The 18,005-nt window shown below is 46.8% G+C and carries 17 protein-coding genes; 10 read left to right on the plus strand and 7 right to left on the minus strand.

All coding sequences use genetic code 11. The annotated features are described in order from the left end of the window. Window positions 1-206: 206 nt before the first annotated feature. From AKG09_RS11625 to AKG09_RS05365, 3 genes are all read right to left on the minus strand, one after another. The gene (locus AKG09_RS11625; protein WP_231623903.1) at window positions 207-731 is read right to left on the minus strand and encodes a lectin; all 525 of its coding nucleotides are present in this window, start codon (window positions 729-731) and stop codon (window positions 207-209) included. Between the two features lie 273 nt (window positions 732-1,004). Next, window positions 1,005-2,462: a S41 family peptidase gene (locus tag AKG09_RS05360; RefSeq protein ID WP_054618443.1), complete on the minus strand. Its 1,458-nt coding sequence runs from the start codon at window positions 2,460-2,462 to the stop codon at window positions 1,005-1,007. Between the two features lie 117 nt (window positions 2,463-2,579). Beyond that, window positions 2,580-3,836, minus strand: coding sequence for a murein hydrolase activator EnvC (locus tag AKG09_RS05365; RefSeq protein WP_054618444.1), 1,257 nt, complete (start codon window positions 3,834-3,836; stop codon window positions 2,580-2,582). A gap of 139 nt (window positions 3,837-3,975) precedes the next feature. Between AKG09_RS05365 and AKG09_RS05370 the strand changes: the two genes are divergently transcribed. From AKG09_RS05370 to argB, 4 genes are all read left to right on the plus strand, one after another. Further along, window positions 3,976-4,524, plus strand: coding sequence for a YqgE/AlgH family protein (locus AKG09_RS05370; RefSeq protein WP_054618533.1), 549 nt, complete (start codon window positions 3,976-3,978; stop codon window positions 4,522-4,524). Continuing rightward, a complete protein-coding gene (ruvX, locus tag AKG09_RS05375; RefSeq protein WP_054618445.1) occupies window positions 4,517-4,999 on the plus strand; it encodes a Holliday junction resolvase RuvX in 483 nt (160 codons plus the stop codon). Before AKG09_RS05370 ends, ruvX begins: the two co-directional genes overlap by 8 nt. A gap of 101 nt (window positions 5,000-5,100) precedes the next feature. Next, window positions 5,101-5,514: a YidB family protein gene (locus AKG09_RS05380; protein ID WP_054618446.1), complete on the plus strand. Its 414-nt coding sequence runs from the start codon at window positions 5,101-5,103 to the stop codon at window positions 5,512-5,514. Between the two features lie 116 nt (window positions 5,515-5,630). Beyond that, complete coding sequence (gene argB / locus AKG09_RS05385) at window positions 5,631-6,521, plus strand: acetylglutamate kinase (RefSeq protein WP_054618447.1); 891 nt, start codon at window positions 5,631-5,633, stop codon at window positions 6,519-6,521. A gap of 80 nt (window positions 6,522-6,601) precedes the next feature. On the opposite strand, the gene AKG09_RS05390 is transcribed toward argB, so the two are convergent. Next, window positions 6,602-7,741: a PilT/PilU family type 4a pilus ATPase gene (locus AKG09_RS05390; RefSeq protein WP_054618448.1), complete on the minus strand. Its 1,140-nt coding sequence runs from the start codon at window positions 7,739-7,741 to the stop codon at window positions 6,602-6,604. Window positions 7,742-8,052: 311 nt separating this feature from the next. Here AKG09_RS05390 and AKG09_RS05395 point away from each other — a divergent pair, with 311 nt between their 5' ends. The 5 genes from AKG09_RS05395 (at window position 8,053) to AKG09_RS05415 (ending at window position 12,222) form a co-directional block, all read left to right on the plus strand. Further along, entirely contained in the window at window positions 8,053-8,754 is a 702-nt protein-coding gene (locus AKG09_RS05395; RefSeq protein ID WP_054618449.1) for a 5'-methylthioadenosine/adenosylhomocysteine nucleosidase, read from the plus strand. Window positions 8,755-8,772: 18 nt separating this feature from the next. Beyond that, complete coding sequence (locus AKG09_RS05400; protein ID WP_054618450.1) at window positions 8,773-9,150, plus strand: hypothetical protein; 378 nt, start codon at window positions 8,773-8,775, stop codon at window positions 9,148-9,150. 224 nt (window positions 9,151-9,374) lie between these two features. After that, on the plus strand, window positions 9,375-10,202 hold the full coding sequence (gene cysT / locus AKG09_RS05405; RefSeq protein WP_054618534.1) for a sulfate ABC transporter permease subunit CysT: 828 nt from the start codon (window positions 9,375-9,377) through the stop codon (window positions 10,200-10,202). 22 nt (window positions 10,203-10,224) lie between these two features. Next, the gene (cysW, locus tag AKG09_RS05410; protein ID WP_054618451.1) at window positions 10,225-11,076 is read left to right on the plus strand and encodes a sulfate ABC transporter permease subunit CysW; all 852 of its coding nucleotides are present in this window, start codon (window positions 10,225-10,227) and stop codon (window positions 11,074-11,076) included. A gap of 63 nt (window positions 11,077-11,139) precedes the next feature. Then, window positions 11,140-12,222, plus strand: coding sequence for a sulfate/molybdate ABC transporter ATP-binding protein (locus tag AKG09_RS05415; RefSeq protein ID WP_054618452.1), 1,083 nt, complete (start codon window positions 11,140-11,142; stop codon window positions 12,220-12,222). 182 nt (window positions 12,223-12,404) lie between these two features. Here the strand turns inward: AKG09_RS05415 and AKG09_RS05420 are convergent, their stop codons facing one another. Further along, entirely contained in the window at window positions 12,405-13,448 is a 1,044-nt protein-coding gene (locus AKG09_RS05420) for a sulfate ABC transporter substrate-binding protein (protein ID WP_054618453.1), read from the minus strand. Between the two features lie 182 nt (window positions 13,449-13,630). On the opposite strand from AKG09_RS05420, the gene AKG09_RS05425 reads away from it, so the two are divergent. After that, complete coding sequence (locus AKG09_RS05425) at window positions 13,631-15,241, plus strand: YdgA family protein (RefSeq protein ID WP_054618454.1); 1,611 nt, start codon at window positions 13,631-13,633, stop codon at window positions 15,239-15,241. 81 nt (window positions 15,242-15,322) lie between these two features. Here AKG09_RS05425 and AKG09_RS05430 read toward each other — a convergent pair whose 3' ends face one another. Both AKG09_RS05430 and AKG09_RS05435 read right to left on the minus strand, forming a co-directional pair. Further along, window positions 15,323-16,906, minus strand: a complete 1,584-nt coding sequence (locus tag AKG09_RS05430) for a glycosyltransferase (RefSeq protein WP_369814083.1) — start codon at window positions 16,904-16,906, stop codon at window positions 15,323-15,325. Between the two features lie 82 nt (window positions 16,907-16,988). After that, window positions 16,989-17,942, minus strand: a complete 954-nt coding sequence (locus AKG09_RS05435; protein ID WP_054618455.1) for a nucleoside hydrolase — start codon at window positions 17,940-17,942, stop codon at window positions 16,989-16,991. Window positions 17,943-18,005 lie beyond the last annotated feature (63 nt).

Genomic DNA, 18,005 nt, shown 5'->3' on the forward strand with positions numbered 1-18,005 from the left:
AATGCCTGTCTGAAAAAACAACTTAATGTTTTTCAGACAGGCATTTTTTTAATCACAGTTTTTAAAATCAATACCTCGTTTTATTGAGCTTTGTAAGTCGGATACTTCCATCCGACAAATCGGTTCAGATAAGTAGAGCAGATAACTAGAATTATCAAGCGCACTTTTCAAATCCGAATCCGCTAGGCTTCTTTCATGTTCGGGAATCAATAAGCGGATATGTAAAATCTTTGCTTGCTGCTGCCATCGCAATGATATAGGCGGATTTGGTTTTTATGCTTGCCGGCATCCAGGCATTTACCGTTCAGCGAGCTGCGGATGGTTTTGCCTTCGCGATACCATTTCTGGTTGCTTTTGCCATGACATTGGTAGGCGATAACGGGTGCGCCGTCTTGGGTTTGATTGCCGGCCACATCCAAACATAATCCTTGTATGCGGATGCTGTCATTGTGGAAAGTGAATTGTTGGTTGCTTTTACCGTGGCAAGTATGGGCGATGATATCTTTATTGTTAACACCACTCAAATCAAGACATCTGTCATCGGGAGTTCGGATAAGGTAGGTGCTTGATTGCTCATGCTTGCGTGGCAGCGGGTTGAGCTCAGAGCGGGGCGCTTCTGTGTGGATATCGGGAATGGTGTTATACCCGTCGTTAGGATGGCCGATATAAATGCAGCCGCCAAGCAAAAGAGGTACAAGATACAGACTGTGTTTCAATTTCATAAGTTTCATAAGTTGTTTCCTTGTTACATTGTGTTTGATTAATTTTGTAGACTTTCAGACAAGCATATTGCTTGTATTGCTATGAAGTTGGATATTTTGTACAGGCTCTTTACGTGCAGCAGGTTTTGTATTTCCTGCGGTCGCTGCCTTGTATGAAATATGTGTTTCATAGCAAGATTTTGAAACATTCAGTTTCATAGTTTTTATGGGTTATTGTGCTTACAAATGCCTGTATGACATTTTTCAGACAGGCATTTATGTTTAACGGCACTATTTGAAAAATTATTCTTTATCTTCTTTGTTTTCTTTTTTCGGTGCGGGTTTTTTCGCAGCCAAACCTAAAGATTTTTGCCATTGGGCGGGCGATTTCACCAGCTCTAAGGCTTTTCTCAATTGGTCGTCTTTAGCCGGATTGGGTTCGCGGCGAGAAGAAAGATCTTCTTTTTCTTCTTTTTCATCTTTTGCACCGGGCGAAGATGAGGCTTCGTCTGGCTCGAAGATGTTGCCGTTAACTTCTGTACCGCCGCTTGGATTGCCGATGTGGCCGGCAAGGTCGGCTTCTCGGCTTTCGAATAAGCGTTTTTTATCTTTCACTTCCACATCGGGCACGATGCCTTGCGCTTGAATCGAACGGTCGTTAGGTGTGTAGTAAAGAGCGGTTGTCAGTTTGACCGCGCCGCCGTTGGAAAGGGGTAACACGGTTTGTACGGAACCTTTACCGAAACTTTGCGTACCTACGATAACGGCACGTTTATGATCCTGCAATGCACCGGCCACGATTTCGGAAGCCGAAGCCGAACCTGAGTTAATCAGGATGGTAATCGGGATGTTTTTCATTTCGGCAGGCACGCCAACCAGCGGGTCTTGCCCCATACCGATCATATAGTCTTTCTTGACGGCGGAGAGTTTCAAGCCTTCTTTGCCGTCGCGCCCTTTGGTGCTGACTACCGGCTGGCCTTCTTTTAGAAATGCAGCCGACACACCAACAGCGCCGTTAAGTAAACCGCCCGGATCGTCACGCAAATCAATAATCAAGCCTTTGAGTGCGCCGCTGTTTTGTTTATGCAGGGTTTTGAGGGCATCGTTTAAAGCGGTGACAGTGCGCTCTTGGAATTGGCTGATGCGTACATAGCCGTAGCCCGGTTCGAGTAGCTTATAGCGCACGCTTTTCACTTTAATGATGGCGCGGGTGATTTTTACGGTAATCGGCTTATTAACGTCTTTACGTGAAAGAGTTAATGTAATGGATGTGCCGGGTTTGCCGCGCATTTTTTTCACAGCTTCGTGTACGGTCATGCCGCGGGTGGATACGCCGTCGATTTTGGCAATAAAGTCACCGCTTTTTACCCCGGCACGTTCGGCCGGCGTATCTTCAATCGGAGCAATTACTTTAACGAAGCCGTCTTCTGCACCGATTTCCATACCTAAACCGCCGAATTCTCCAGAGGTTGATTCTTTAAGGTCGGTATAGTCTTTTTTGGTCATAAACTCAGAATGCGGATCCAAACCGGCAACCATGCCTTTCATGGCGCCTTCAAGCAAAGCTTCGTCGGTTTTGTCTTGGTAATAATTGGCTTTAATCTGCCCGTATACCTCAGCCATGGTGCGGATAGACTGCACGGGCAGTGAGCTTTGGCTGTCTTTTTCTGCTGCATAGCTCTGAACACTCAGGCTCAGTATCACGCCGCTGAAAGCGCCGAGGGTATAAAGAGCGACTTTTTTCAAAGTGGAATTGGCCATTATTTTTTGCTTTCTCTTTCTTTCTGTGTCTGTCGGAGACAGTTGCGAACTGTGGAACTTTATTGGATTTGTTTTTCAGTATCAACCAATCACGGGTAAAAATATGCTAATGAATCGTTACCTTATCCATGAAAGTGGGTTCATGGGCTGGTTGCGGTAACGGACTTCGAAATACAAACCTTGCTCGCCGGCCGGTAATGTGCCGCTTGTACCGATGTAGCTGCCGGAGCCTACGTTTGCACCGCCGCTCACACCGATACTATTAAGGCCGGTATAAATGCTGACATAGCCGCCGCCATGATCGACCACAACGGTATTGCCGTAGCCGCCGAGCGTGCCGGCATAGGCAACGGTGCCTGATGCGACACTGCTTACGCCGGATGGCGGGGTGGCGAAGAATACGCCGCGCCATGTGCCGCCGCTGGCACGCGCTTGACCGAAACGGCCGGTAACGCTGCCGCCGACGGGCTTGCGCAATCTGCCCTGCATACGGCTGAAGCTGCTGCCTTGACTTTGATCCGGCCCGGATAAGGCGCGGTCTTCAGCAGTAAGGTTGCCGCGCGGAGCAGTGTTGTTTTTTTGTTTGGTTTGTTTTTGCGCTTGGTTGGATTTGTTAATACGCTCTTGAGCAGCCTGTTTGCGGCTTTGTGCTTGAGCTTTTCGGTTAGCGGCGGTGCGTCGGGAAATATCGGCAAGGATGTTGTTTAAGCGGCGTTCGTCTTCGCGTAGTTTGGTAATTTTCTGGGTTTGACTGCTGATTTGGGCGTTGAGCTCGTTGCTTTGCTGCTGCGCTGCGCTGCGGGTTTTTCCCAATTTTTTGAGCGCGGCTTGTTGGGCCGCTTTGAGTTTTTTCAGGCGGTTCAGCTCGGCATCAATGGCTTTTTCTTGCTGCTCGAGCTCTTTTTGCTGCTTAACCAGATTGTGTATCACTTTTTCGTTGGCCTGGTTAATGTGTTTGATATATTCCAGATAACGGGCTTTTTGACCGGGCTCGGCATTTTTTAGGAACAATGAAATAGAGTTGGGTTGGCGGTTTTTATAGTGGCCTGCGAGCAGACGGGTAATTTGGGCTTTTGTGCCGGTAACTTCGGTTTTGACTTTTTCTAACTCGTTTTGTAATTTCTGCAACTGATTCCAGGCTGCGTTTTGCTGGCGGGTGATGGCGGCCAGCTCTGCCCGGGCTTTTTCTAATGCTTTCAGACTGGCATTTAATGCTGCTTGCGCGCGGCGTTGGGCGGCCTGTTTTTGTTTCAGGTCGGTTTGCGCATTGCTGATGGCTTTTTGGATATTTTGCAGCTCTTTTTGGCCGGGCTGGGCAAATGAGGGAAGGCTCAGACACAAAAGAACAGTGAGCAATAGGGGCTTCAGTTGCATGGTTAATTATAGTTAAGCAGACGAAATCTTGCTGATTATAACGGATTTGTGCGTGCCGAACAGCCCTATTGTATTTAGTGGATTGATACCCATATTAGCCGTTATCTTTACGGAATGAATTAATAATATGAAATCCAGCATGAATCTGACAGATCATTTTCTGATTGCCGCTCCTTCTATGAACGATATGTTTTTTGAAAACAGTGTGGTTTATCTATGCGAACACAATGAAGACGGTGCACTAGGTGTCATTATCAATAAGCCTTCGCCGGTTACGATGGATTTGGTGTTTGAAGCGGCAGGGCATCATACACCGGAGCGTTTTAAAGGGGAGTGGGTGATGATGGGCGGCCCTGTGCAGATTGATCGTGGTTTTGTGGTGCATATGCCGATCGGTTCCTGGCAGAGCAGTTTGGCGGTAAATGATCATGTGGCAATGACAACTTCACGCGATATTATCGAGAAACTCAGCCAGCCGGACTTGGTTCAAAAAGCTGTGATTACCATTGGTTATGCGAGTTGGTCGAAAGGGCAGCTCGAGCAAGAGCTGATGGACAATTCTTGGTTGACTGTGTCTGCTGATGAGCGGATTTTATTTGATTTGCCGCATGAGGAGCGCTACGAAGCGGCAATGGCGAAACTGGGTGTTTCTCCGCAAACGCTGATGGGAGGCGCAGGCCATGCCTGAGGCAATCAAGGTGCCGAGAGGTACGGTTTTGGCTTTTGATTTCGGTGAGGTACGTATCGGGGTGGCGCAAGGTGATGCGGAAATCGGTTTGGCACATCCGCTCGCGACGGTAACGGGTGAGAGCAATGAAGCGAAGTTTGCCGCGATTGATAAGCTGGTTAAGGAATGGCAGCCGCATTATTTTGCTGTGGGTTTGCCTACGCATACGGACGGCGCGGAACATGAGTTGACCCGGTTATCACGCAAATTTGGCCGTCGTCTGCATGGCCGTTATAAGCTGCCTGTGTATTGGGTGGACGAGCGCTTGTCGTCGGTTTATGCAGAGGGTTTGTTGGCTGAGGCGCAGGTGTTTGGCCGTAAACAGAAAAGCGTGCTTGATCAAGTAGCGGCGCAGGCGATTCTACATAGTCTTTTTGAAAGTGGTGCGGTTGAATGGTTTGATGGAAATAATAACGGCGATACAATGCCTGTCTGAAAAATAATCCAAGATGTTTTTCAGACAGGCATTGTGTTGCATGATTTAGTTGAAGTAGCGTAGTCGGCTATAAATCAATATGTTTGGTATAAGGAAATGAAATGAATTTGATGGATACTTTAATCGGTGCGGCAAGCTCTGCACTTGGCGGTTCGGGCAGCCAGAATACGGCGTTGCAACTGGTTATGCAGCTGATGCAGCAAAACGGTGGCGCGGGCAATCTGATTAACCAGCTTCAACAAGGCGGCTTGGGCGATATATTGAATTCGTGGGTTTCCAACCAAAGCAGCAACGAATCGGTTTCCGCCGCCCAGATACAGGATGCTTTGGGTAGCGGCGCGTTGGAAAAAGCAGCTTCTGCGGTGGGCGTGGACAGTACGCAGGCGGGTAATCTGTTATCACAATATCTGCCGCAAATTATCGACAGCCTAACTCCGAACGGCAGTGCAGCAGATGCGGATGGTTTCGGTTTGGATGACATCGCCCGTATTGTGATGCAGAATTTTCTGAAATAAGTGCTGCTTTGGTAAAGCAATGCCTGTCTGAAACGTTTCAGACAGGCATTGTTGTTTATTCGTTATAATGTTTGCGTTTTAAATGCTGATATACCTTTAATTAAGGAACACAAGAAATGGAACGAGAAAAAATCCCTGCATCTGTAAAAGCGAATATTTTGGGAGAAGCGCTGCCTTATATCCGTCATTTTTCCGGCAGCACTTTCGTGATTAAATATGGCGGCAATGCCATGACCGAAGAGCATTTGAAAGAGGGTTTTGCCAAAGATGTGACCTTGCTCAAACTGGTTGGCATTAACCCTGTGATTGTGCACGGCGGCGGGCCGCAGATTAACGAAATGCTCGAGAAAGTGGGTAAGGAAGGCGTGTTTGTACAAGGCATGCGGGTTACCGATACGGAAACCATGGATATCGTGGAAATGGTGTTGGGCGGCCATGTAAACAAAGAAATTGTTTCTTTACTCAATCAAAACGGCGGTAAAGCGGTTGGGATTACAGGGCGTGACAACCATTTTATTAAAGCAAAAAAACTGTTTATCAACACGCCTGAGCGCAACGGAGTGGACATCGGCCAAGTGGGCGTGATCGAAAGTATAGACTGCACTTTGATCACCCAAATGATACGTGGGGGCTACATTCCTGTTGTAGCGCCGATTGGTGTCGGGCGGCAGGGTGAAGCGTTAAATATCAACGCTGATTTGGTAGCGGGCAAGCTGGCGGAAGAATTGAATGCGGAAAAACTGATTATGATGACCAACATCACGGGCGTGATGGATAAAGACGGTAATCTGCTAACCAACCTGACTCCGCGCAAGATTGACAACCTAATCGCAGACGGTACGCTCTACGGCGGCATGTTGCCGAAAATCAGCTCGGCTATCGAGGCAGCTACCAACGGCGTGAAAGCCGTGCACATTATTGACGGGCGCGTGCTGAATGCTCTGCTGTTGGAAATTTTTACCGACAAAGGTGTGGGTTCGATGATTTTGGGCAAGGAAACAGAGTAAAGCCGGTTTACACTTAATTAAACAATGCCTGTCTGAAAAGATTTCAGACAGGCATTGTTTAATAAGCTTACACTTTTTGTTTAACCGATGATTTCTAAATCTACGCCTTGGCTGCGGCCGCGACGGCTGCGCAATTGGATATCGAGGCGTAAGTCGTTGGCTGAATCGGCATTTTTAATGGCTTCCTGGAAGCTGATAGAACCTTGCTCATACAGTTTGTATAAAGCCTGGTCGAAAGTTTGCATACCGATATCGGTCGATTTTTTCATAATCTCTTTGATGTTGTGGATTTCGCCGCGGTGAATCAAATCGGAGATTAGCGGGGAATTCAGCAACACTTCCACTGCGGCAATACGCCCTCTGCCGTGTTCCAATGGGATTAGGCGTTGTGAAATAAAAGCCTGCAAGTTTAATGACAGATCAGTTAAAAGCTGGTTGCGGCGCTCTTCGGGGAAGAAGTTGATGATGCGGTCAAGCGCTTGGTTTGAACTGTTGGCATGCAGTGTGGCCATGCACAAGTGGCCTGTTTCGGCAAACGCCAAGGCATATTCCATGGTTTCACGGTCGCGAATCTCGCCAATCAGAATCACATCAGGCGCTTGGCGCAAAGTGTTTTTCAAGGCGGCAAACCAGTTTTCCGTATCTACCCCCACTTCGCGCTGGGTGATGATGCAGTTTTTATGCTGATGCACAAATTCAATCGGGTCTTCAATGGTAATAATGTGGTCGTTACCGTGTTCATTACGGTAGTCGATTAGCGAGGCCAGCGAAGTGGATTTGCCGGAACCTGTGCCACCGACAAAAATAACCAGGCCGCGTTTGCGCATAACCACTTGCTGCAAAACAGGCGGCAGATTCAATTGCTCGAAAGAAGGAATTTCGCTGCTGATCTGACGGAACACCAAAGCGGTTGCGCCGCGCTGCACCATAGCGTTTACGCGGAAACGGGCTGTGCCGGGCAGCTGGATTGCGAAATTACATTCGTTGGTGGTGGTGAATTCTTCAAGCTGCTTCGGGTTCATCACTGAAGCGGCGATTTCTATGCAGCGCTCGGGCGTGAGCGGCTGGTCGTTTAAACGGGTAATTTTACCGTCGAGTTTTACAGCCGGAGGAAAGCCTGTGGTTATGAATAAATCAGACGCTTTGTATTGCACCATGTACCGAAGCCATTGGTAAAGCTCGTCTTTTGTGTCAATTGAATCGTGTAATGTGTTATCCATGGGTGAGGCAACCTTTAGAAGACAATGGTATTGTTTATTAAGTAATGAAAGTGTTTGAAATGTTTAAAGTTCTTTTTTCTGATATGGCACTCTTTCGCGTCGAGTGCGCTTGCAGGAAGGCGGAACCGTGCAATTATATCAGACCATATGTATAATCGGACTTAAGTTCCCTTGCTTTTACAGGTTTTACAACAAATGACCGAAACCAACATTAATAAGAAAACAAATAGACACAGTTTCAGCCTTGCTTGTGTTGCAGTAAGGTTGCATTATGCCTTTGTGAACGATAGCAGCCGGTCGGAAGGAAGCCTATGAAAGCCAATACGATTGCCATTATTGGTGCGATGGAGCAGGAAATCGAGCTCTTGAAAAATTTGATGCACCATCCTGAAGAAGAAAAATTCGGTAATTTCACCTTTTACCGCGGCAGCTTATTTAATAAAGAAGTGATTCTTTCACTCAGCGGCATCGGTAAAGTGAATGCTGCTATTGCAACTACTATGGCAATTAACCGCTATCAGGCCGACTGCGTGATTAATACGGGCAGCGCCGGTGGGTTGGGTGCGGCTTTACAGGTGGGCGACGTAGTGGTGGGTACGCTGATTGCGCACCACGATGTGGATGTGACCGCATTCGGTTATAAAATCGGCCAAGTGCCGAAATTGCGGCCTGCGTTTGAAAGCGATACTGATTTGGTTCGCGCGGCGGGTAAAGCGGCAAGGGTTTTTGCCGGTGCGCGGATTCATAAAGGTTTGATTGTGAGTGGCGATCAGTTTATTCATAGCGTGGAGCAGGTGGCGCGTATCCGCCAGAATTTCTTTGGTGTGCAGGTGGTGGAAATGGAGGCTGCGGCGATTGCGCAGACATGCGAGCAATTCGGTGTGCCGTTTGTCATAATCCGCGCCGTATCGGATTTGGCTGATGAAAAAGCCAATATCAGTTTTGAAGAATTCTTGGAAACGGCGGCGGTCAATTCCGCCAAGATGGTTAATTCGATTATCAGCAGTCTGTAATCCAGAAAGGCCGGTAGTATGGGTTTCAGACAGGCATTTCCGAAAAATAATTGCCAATCTGTGTGTTACAGGATAAAACTTTGGCTTAAACCCGCGTGGATTGGGATATGGTTTGCGGCGGTTTATTTTGCCGGTAATGCTTTGGTGTTTTGTGTGAAAGGCGGTAGTTTGGCCGCGCCGTTAAGCTATATAACTGCTTGGCCTTTTTCTCTTTTCTCTTCGGAATATACGGATCATTACGGCAGCTTTCTGATGCTTAATTCAGTGTGTTGGTATGCGGTGGGGCATGTACTGTATAACATCTGCCGCATCATTAACCGGGGCGTGCCGGCAATTTCTGTGATGTTTATGTTTGGTTATGCTGCGATACTTGCGTTGGTATTTGTGTTGCTGTAAACAAGAATTGGTAAGCGATATGAACAATGCCTGTCTGAAAGGTTTTCAGACAGGCATTTTGTTCGTTTGGAATGCTTATAACTAAAGTGTATTTAGTTACAATTTTATGTTCTTTTTCAAATGGCCGTGTAGTCTTTAATATGTGCCGGCTGTTGTTGTGTTATGGAATCTAACAATGCCTGTCTGAATCGTTTTTCAGACAGGCATTAAGATAAGGTGGAATGATGCTGTTGTTGAAAACACAAACTGTTTTGCCCGGTTTCAAGCTTACACTTGGGTTGAGTATGCTGACGCTTTCTCTGATGGTGTTGATGCCGTTTGCCATGTTGGTTGTTGCGGTAACGGGCATGGGTTGGGCGGGTTTTGTGGAGCAAATTGCCGAACCGCGCACATTGGCTGCTGTGTGGCTGACTTTGAAAACCTCTTTTTTTGCGATGTTGGCCAATGTGGTGTTCGGTACTCTGGTAGCGTGGGTGTTGGTGCGTTACCGCTTTTGGGGAAAAGGGTTGGTAAATGCCTTGGTTGATCTGCCTTTTGCATTGCCTACCGCGGTAACCGGTGTAGCGCTGGCCACGCTTTATGCACCCAACGGCTGGCTTGGTAGTTGGCTGGAACCTTTCGGTATCAAAGTGGCGTTTACGCCGCTTGGAATTTGGGTGGCACTAGTGGTAGTGAGCCTGCCGTTTATTGTTCGCTCCGTTCAGCCGGTGCTGGAAGAATTGTCTCCAGAATATGAAGAGGCAGCGGCATCTTTGGGGGCGAACCGTTTTACAGTGCTTTATCGCGTGCTATTGCCGGAAATTTCGCCTGCTTTGTTAACCGGTGCGGGTATGGCGTTTGCAAGGGCAACGGGTGAATATGGTTCTGTGATTTTTATTGCGGGAAACATTCCGATGGAATCGGAAATTCTGCCTTTGATTATTGCCGGCAAATTTGAGTTGTTTGATGTGAACGGAGCAAGTGCGGTAGCTTTGTTTATGCTGGGTATTTCGTTTGTGATTTTATTTGCTTTGAATATTTGGCAATGGCATTTGAATAAGCGCGGGCGTTGAGCCTGCTTTGCGGAGTAAGACTATGAATACAGCTAAAACCAATCCCCTTCTTACTGAGTCGCGTATTGTACGTTATGTCTTAATCGGCACTGCATTGTCGTTTCTTGGGCTGATGCTGGTGGTGCCTTTAGTTGCCGTGTTCTGGAACGCTCTGGAAAAAGGATGGCAGCTTTATCTTGCTGCGCTGACTGAGGCGGATGCTTTGCATGCGGTTAAGCTGACAGTGTTGATTGCGGCAATAGTGGTGCCGGTAAATATAGTCATAGGTATCGCGCTGGCTTGGCTGCTCACACGTTTTGATTTTCGCGGCAAGCAGCTGTTCACTACATTGTTGGACTTGCCTTTTTCTGTGTCGCCGGTAGTAGCGGGCTTGATGTTTGTACTTTTATTCGGTGCTAACAGTGTGATGGGGGCTTGGTTGGAGGCGCATGGTGTTCAGATTGTGTTTGCTTTGCCCGGGATGGTGTTGGCTACCTTGTTTGTAACTTTTCCGTTTGTGGCACGCGAGCTGATTCCTTTAATGCAAGCACAAGGCGATAGCGAAGAACAGGCCGCCTTGATTCTGGGGGCGAGCGGCTGGCAGATGTTTTGGCGCATTACTCTGCCTAATATCAAATGGGCGCTGCTTTACGGGATTATTCTGACTAATGCGCGTGCTATGGGTGAGTTTGGTGCGGTGAGCATGGTATCCGGCCATATCCGCGGACAGACTAATACACTACCTTTGCAGGTGGAGATTTTATATAACGAATATAATTTTACCGCTGCATTTGCTTTATCCAGCCTGCTGGCTTTGCTGGCTTTGTTGACTTTGCTGCTGCAAAACATGTTGGCCTGGAGGCGGCAAAAACAGCTTGGGTCGGCCGGTAATTGAAGATATGCCTGTCTGAAACAACTGTATTACATTCGACCGGAATGACTTGATAGGAGCCTGGTTATGACTATACGTATCGAACAACTCAACAAATACTTCGGCAGTTTTCATGCTTTGAAAAACATCAGCCTTACGATTCCGACGGGCAGTCTTACCGCGCTGCTTGGGCCTTCTGGCTGCGGAAAAACCACCCTTTTACGAATTATTGCGGGTTTAGAGCAGCCGGATGGAGGCGGTATTTTCTTTGATGATGAAAATGTGACCCTCAAACATGTGCGTGACCGCAAGGTTGGTTTTATGTTTCAGCATTATGCGCTATTCAGGCATATGAATGTGTTCGATAACATTGCTTTCGGCTTACAGGTGCTGCCACGGAAAGTCAGACCGGCCGAAAGCCAAATTAAAGAGAAAGTTTACAACCTGCTTCAGCTGGTGCAGCTTGAGCATCTCGCCAAAGCTTATCCCGGACAGCTTTCTGGCGGTCAGCGCCAACGTATCGCTCTTGCACGCGCGCTAGCTACCGAACCGAAGCTTTTACTATTAGATGAGCCGTTTGGTGCGCTGGATGCCAAAGTAAGGAAAGAATTGCGTCATTGGCTGCGTCAAATCCATCATGAGTTGGGCATTACCAGTGTGTTGGTTACACATGATCAGGAAGAAGCGCTGGAAATGGCCGATAGAATTGTGGTGATGAATCACGGTGTAATTGAGCAAACGGGTAGCGGTGATGATTTATATCATGAGCCTGAAAATGTGTTTGTTACCGAATTTCTCGGTGAAGTGAACGCATTTGAAAATGCAAAAATAGAGCAAGGCAGTCTGTTTATTGGTGGTTATGAAGAAAAACTGGATGGCAGGGGGCATGAGCGGCAAAATGTCATTGCTTATATTCGCCCGCATGATTTGGGATTATCTGTAAAAGCGGACAGCAATAGTATCGGAGCAGCCGAAGTAGTTTCTATACAAACCACCGGCCCTATGGTTCGGCTTATGTTGAAGCATTCGGGCAACAATCGGCTGTTGCAAGTATTGCTTCCGCACAATGAATACCGCGCCGAGTCATTTGTATTGGGGCAAACGGTATGGCTGTATCCTAGAAAGCATATTGTATTCAAGTTACCCGAAATGGTGGAATATGTGATTTAAATTAAATGGCAGATAAAGCATCCGTCATGCTCGGGCTTGATCCGAGCGTTTTCTTTACTTTTCCCAATTTCAAGCCTGAGTATGACGGATGTATTGCTCAAATTTGTTCAGTAAGCGGTACAACATAAATGCCTGTCTGAAAATTTTCAGACAGGCATGGCTTATTATTTTTAACGGTAAGCTTATTTGGTGGTCAGTTGATCAAACAAACCGCCGTCGGCGAAGTATTTTTTCATAATCTGATCCCAAGAGCCGAACACCTCCGTCGGACGGAATGTTTCGACTTGCGGAAACGTTGTTGCGTTTGCCGCCAACACATTTTTGTCTGTCGGTCTCAGGTAAAGTTTGGCGCCAAGCTCTTGGGCTGGTTGGCTCCATAAATAATTCAGATATTCGGTTGCGGCTGCCGTTGAGCCTTTTTTATCGGTAACGCTGTTTACGACTGCAACGGGGCTCTCCATTAGAATCGAATAACTGGGATACACGATTTCAAAATTGCCATTGCCCAATTGTTTTGCCGCTAAATTGGCTTCGTTTTCAAATGTAATCAACACATCGCCGATATTGCGTTGAACAAAAGTGGTAGTGGCCGCCCGCCCGCCGTTTTCAAACACTGGAATATTCTTCAAGAGTTTCTTGGTAAATTCAATTGCTTTGTTTTCATCATTATGGTTGGTTTTTAGCGCATAAGCATAGGCAGCGAGAAAAGAGTAGCGGCCGTTGCCAGAGGTTTTGGGGTTGGCAAACACCACTTTGATGTTGTCTCTAACTAAATCTGACCAATCTTTAACTTGCAGCGGGTTACCTTTCCGTACCAAGAAAACCGTAGTGCTGGTAAAGGGGACGGCATTATTCGGAAACTGTTTTTGCCAATCGGGGGAAACTAAACCTTTTTGCACCAGTAAATCTATATCCGAGCTTTGATTCATAGTAACTACATCTGCCTGCAAGCCGTTTGCTACCGACAATGCCTGCTTGCTGGAGCCACCGTGTGATTGTTGGATATCAATGGTTGAGTTGGGATGTTTGCTTGCGTATTTTTTTGTAAAAATAGGGTTGTATTGTTTGTAGTAATCACGTGTTACATCATATGAAACATTCAGCAAAGTTGTTGCGGCGGCGTTATCACTCGGGGCTGATGCCAGCTTGGTATCGGGCTCGGGGGCGCAGCCGGATAGGGAGAGTGCCGTGAATGTGAATAAGGCGATCAAATATTTTGGCTTCATTTTATTTCCTTTTGCTTAATTTTAGGGATTACTTCTTCATTTTAAGAAAGAGTTTTTAATAAGAAAAAGAATGAATGATTGTTAACTAATGCTTCTTGGTTATATAGAACCGCTTCTGAAGATGCGGGGACAAAAGCTTTAAAAAATGCTATCCTCTAATCTTTTACATTTCTAGCGATAAGATGAAAAAGCTGATACCCATCGGAGTTTCCGGTATAGCCTTGGTAGCGGCAGCCGTATTTGGCGGTGCCCCTTATTTTCTCGGACAAAAAGCCGAACAGGCCTTGAGCGAGCAGCATCAGTTGCTTGCCAAAACCAGCTTTCTCACGGTCGAATCCTATCAATATGAACGCGGCTGGTTCGGTGCGACGGAAACCACCGTTGTCAGATTGAAACCTACTTTGCTGAAAAATATGCAGCAATATTTGCCGGACAATTTAAAAACGATTCTGAACGAGCCGGTTACCATGGTAAACCATATCAAACACGGGCCGTTTGCCGGTGGTTTGATGCCTGTTAGTGCGAAGGTGGAAACCGAATTCAAATATCACCCGGAAACACAAAAAGCGCTGAAGCGGTTTTTTGGCGATCAAGCGCCATTGGTTCTGACTAATGTGATTCACATGAACGGTTCCGGCCAATTGCAAGCCAGCGTGCCTGCTTTCGATTATGAAGAGTTGTCAGGCATTAAATTGAACTGGAAAGGTTTGAGCGGCAATACCGATTATCAGCCCGGCTGGTCGGATTACAGTCACAGCTATCAAGCTCCTGCTTTGTTTGCCAAATTGGCAGACAAAGGTGATGTATCGCTGGAAAATCTGCAAATTAATACGCAAACTCAAGACGGCAAAACCCAGTTATCGCTTGGCAACAGTAGTTTTAAGCTGGATAAATTTTCAGTCGTATGGAAAGAGGGCGTTGATTACAATGTGAAAATCAACGAGCTGATTAATCTGGTAACCGATTTGCAGATTGGTGCTTTTATTAATCCTACCGGTCAGGTAGCGCCTTCGAAAATTGTGGTGGACAAGCTGCAATTTGATACCAAGATGGCAGAGAACGGGGATTGGATTAACAGTGAAGGGAAGTTCCGATTTGCCAATTTGGTTTACGGTGAAGAACAATACGGCCCTTTGAATATTGATGTGGCTGCCGAGCACCTTGACGCTAAGAGCCTTTTGATATTGAAAAACAAAATGGCTGAGGCTGCATCCAAAGAAATGACCGGCCAGCAAATTCAGGATATGTTGATTCAGGCGGCAAAAAACGAAGCTGCAGGCTTGTTTATCAATAATCCTGTAATTAAAGTGCGCACTTTTGATTTGAAGATGCCGCAAGGTAAAGTGCAGTCTAGCGGGGAGTTGCGCTTTAATGGTCTTACCCAACCTGATTTGAATAATTTCAACGCGTTGATTAAAAAAACGTATGCCGATTTCAAATTTCAGGTTCCGCAAAAACTGCTGGAAAGCTTGGTAATCAATCAAGCACGCAATGTGTTTACGGTTAATGCTGAAGATGCTGCCGAAGGTCGCGCCAGCCTTGATGATATTAATGAAACTTTGCGCCTGATGGTTGAGAACGTAGTAGCTTCAATGAGTCGTGATGGTTATATTACGGTAAACAACGGCGATATCAGCACGCAAATGGTTTTGAAAGATAGCCGGTTGCTGTTTAATGGAAAACCGCTCAGAAGTGAGCCCGATGATGTGGACATTGATGACGTGGTTGAACCTAACGAGTCACAGGCAGCAAGTTCCCAACAAGCTGCAAGTCAGCCTAAAGCGGGCGGTTGATTGACTTAAAGGCTGAGGCAGCCGATTTTACTTCGGTTCATTTCAATGCCTGTCTGAAAACTATTTTCAGACAGGCATTGTTTAATTTGCAGTGTCTGCCGTTAAGAATTGATTTACACCGTTTTCGCAACGTGTCAGCTTATTGTCCAGCGTTTTGTTTAAAAGCGCATCGTTGTGCGGCAGAGCATCGCGTTCTGCTTCGTGATGCCATAGGTGGTAGGCAATTCCGCCGAATTTCAGGTTGCGGCGTTTTAAGCCATGATGATAGAGGCGGGCGACAAATTCGCTGTCTTCTCTGCCCCAGCCGACAAATTCATTGTTAAAGCCGTTAACTGCCAATGCATCTTCCCGGAAAAAGCCCATATTGCAGCTTTTAATGGATTTATGGCTCTGGCTTTTTTTGCGCCAGATGAATTTACTTAAATGACCGCAGCGCAACGCTGCTAAGCGTTTTTCTATTCCTTTGTCGAAAAGAGAAACGGGTTCTGTTTGGTCGGGTCGGCTGAGCAATTCCGCGGTTTTCTCTTGGGTAAGCATAACGCGCGAGCCTTGGATAAGCGTGTTTTTTTGGGCGGCTTGTATGTGGTCGCGGATAAACTCGGGATGCAGCACCATATCGCCATCAATAATCACCATATATTCACCGCTGGCGGCTGCGATGGCACGGTTGCGGGCTTGAGCGGCACGAAAGCCTTCGTCTTCCTGCCACAGGTGTTTGACCGGGATGGGACTTTTTGAAGCGAATGCACGGATGACTTCTGCCGTATCTTCACGGGAACCATCATCAGCAATTAGGATTTCAACGGGCTTGACGTTTTGTTGAAGCGTGGAGTAAAGCACTTTTTGCAAGGCATCTGGGCGGTTGTAGGTAGTGATTAACAGTGATACGTTCAATGCTTGGTTACGCTCATTTAGTTTGATGTATTTGTAAAAAGAACCGGCAGCATTGGAAAAGGAGATGGTAAACCCGTCGCTGCCATATTTAAAACCTTGTTTGATGAAATAGTTTTTAATAAAAGAAGAAAATCCGTGCAAAGTTGCGCTGCCGGCAGAGGTGCGTTTGGTAAAACGGAATTGGTCTGCATAAAGTGAAGTGTATTGCTGCATTTTTTGAATCAAACCATCGGCAGAATCAAAAGAATAATGCAAAAGTTCGCCTTTTAGAGCAGCAATTTGGGTTCCTTCCGGTTGCTCTAATGATTCATGAACTTGACGGTCGTTAAAACGTGTGTGTTTGCGGTTGTAGAGGCGGCAGATTATGTCGGGATACCAGCCGCAGCCTTTGATTGCACGGCCGCGATAATGATTTAAGCGGGAGAGGGTGTATATGCGGTTGGTTTGCGATAAATCCGCTTGGCGTATGCTTTGCATCAACTCGGGTGTAACGATTTCATCGCTGTCTATGCTGAAAATCCAATCATGGCGTGCAAGCTTGGCCGAAAGGTTTTTCATGGGGCCGAAACCGATGAACTCGTGTTTGTGTATGCTTACGTTGTTAAAACATGCAGCGATTTCGAGTGTGCGGTCGGTCGAACCGTTGTCTAATAGTAATACTTCGTCGAAACCGCTCAGGCACTGTAATACCTCTGCTAGGTATTTTTCGGAATTTTTAACCATCATGGCAGCGGTAACGGGTATTTTTTCGGCAGTGTCGTTCATTTTCATATTCGATATTTTAAGGAGAGAAGGCCGTCTGAAATATTGCAGACGGCCTTTCTGTTTGTTTTCAGACAGGCATTCTTAAGATCTAAGGCAATTGCCCGATAGATAAAGCCATTTCTTCAAACATTCTATCTGCATCAACTTCGGTTACCCAATAAGCATTTGCCGGTTTGCCGGTTGAATTCCACCAATCCACCACACACGCGCCCATGGTTAATTCGCTGGAAGTTTCCACTTGAACATAGCATTCGCGACCTTGGAATAATTCGGGAAACACCGCGCAAGTAATCGCGCAGGGGTCATGCAACGGGCCGCCTTCGGTGCCGAATTTTTGAATGTCGTATCGCTCATAACTTTGCAGAATGCCGGCCAAACGCGGGCCGTTTTTATTATTCTGCTTGCGCAACACATCCATACGTGGGGTGGTAATGCATGCTTTGTGGGTTACATCGAGCGGCAAAATGGTTGTGGGTACGCCGCTTTGCAACACGATTTGTGCGGCGTGCGGGTCGCAATAAAAATTGAACTCCGCCGCGGGCGTGATGTTACCCGCTTCGAAATAATTGCCGCCCATCAAAACAATCCGTTTGATAGCACGCGCGCAGTCCGGTGCAAGCGTTAAAACTTGGGCGATATTGGTTAACGGGCCGATAGGGCAGATGACAATGCTGTTGTCTTCTGCTGCACGTAAAGTATCAATCAAATAGTTCACGGCGTGCTGCTCTTGTAACGGGCAACGGGGGGAATGGCGTTCAACGCCGTCCAAACCAGTTTTGCCGTGCACCTCTTCGGCGGTAACCAGATTCCGCAGCAGCGGTTTGGCAACACCTGAATACACAGGAAAATTTTCCTTTCCGGCCCAATCGCAAATAATCCGTGCATTTTCAGAGGTATAGCGGATACCTACATTGCCGGCTACTACGGTAACCGACATAAAGTCAATCAACCCGCGTTTGGCTAAGCCATGTGCCATCAGAATGGCTGCTGCGTCATCTTGGCCTGGGTCGGTATCAATGATTAAGCGGATTTTTTCAGACATATTCAAGCGCACCGATAAAAATTAGGAGGAAGTTGGAAGTGTAACGCAGCCAAGATAACGATA

The sequence above is a fragment of the Neisseria sp. 83E34 genome (assembly GCF_001308015.1).
Lineage (GTDB): Bacteria > Pseudomonadota > Gammaproteobacteria > Burkholderiales > Neisseriaceae > Neisseria.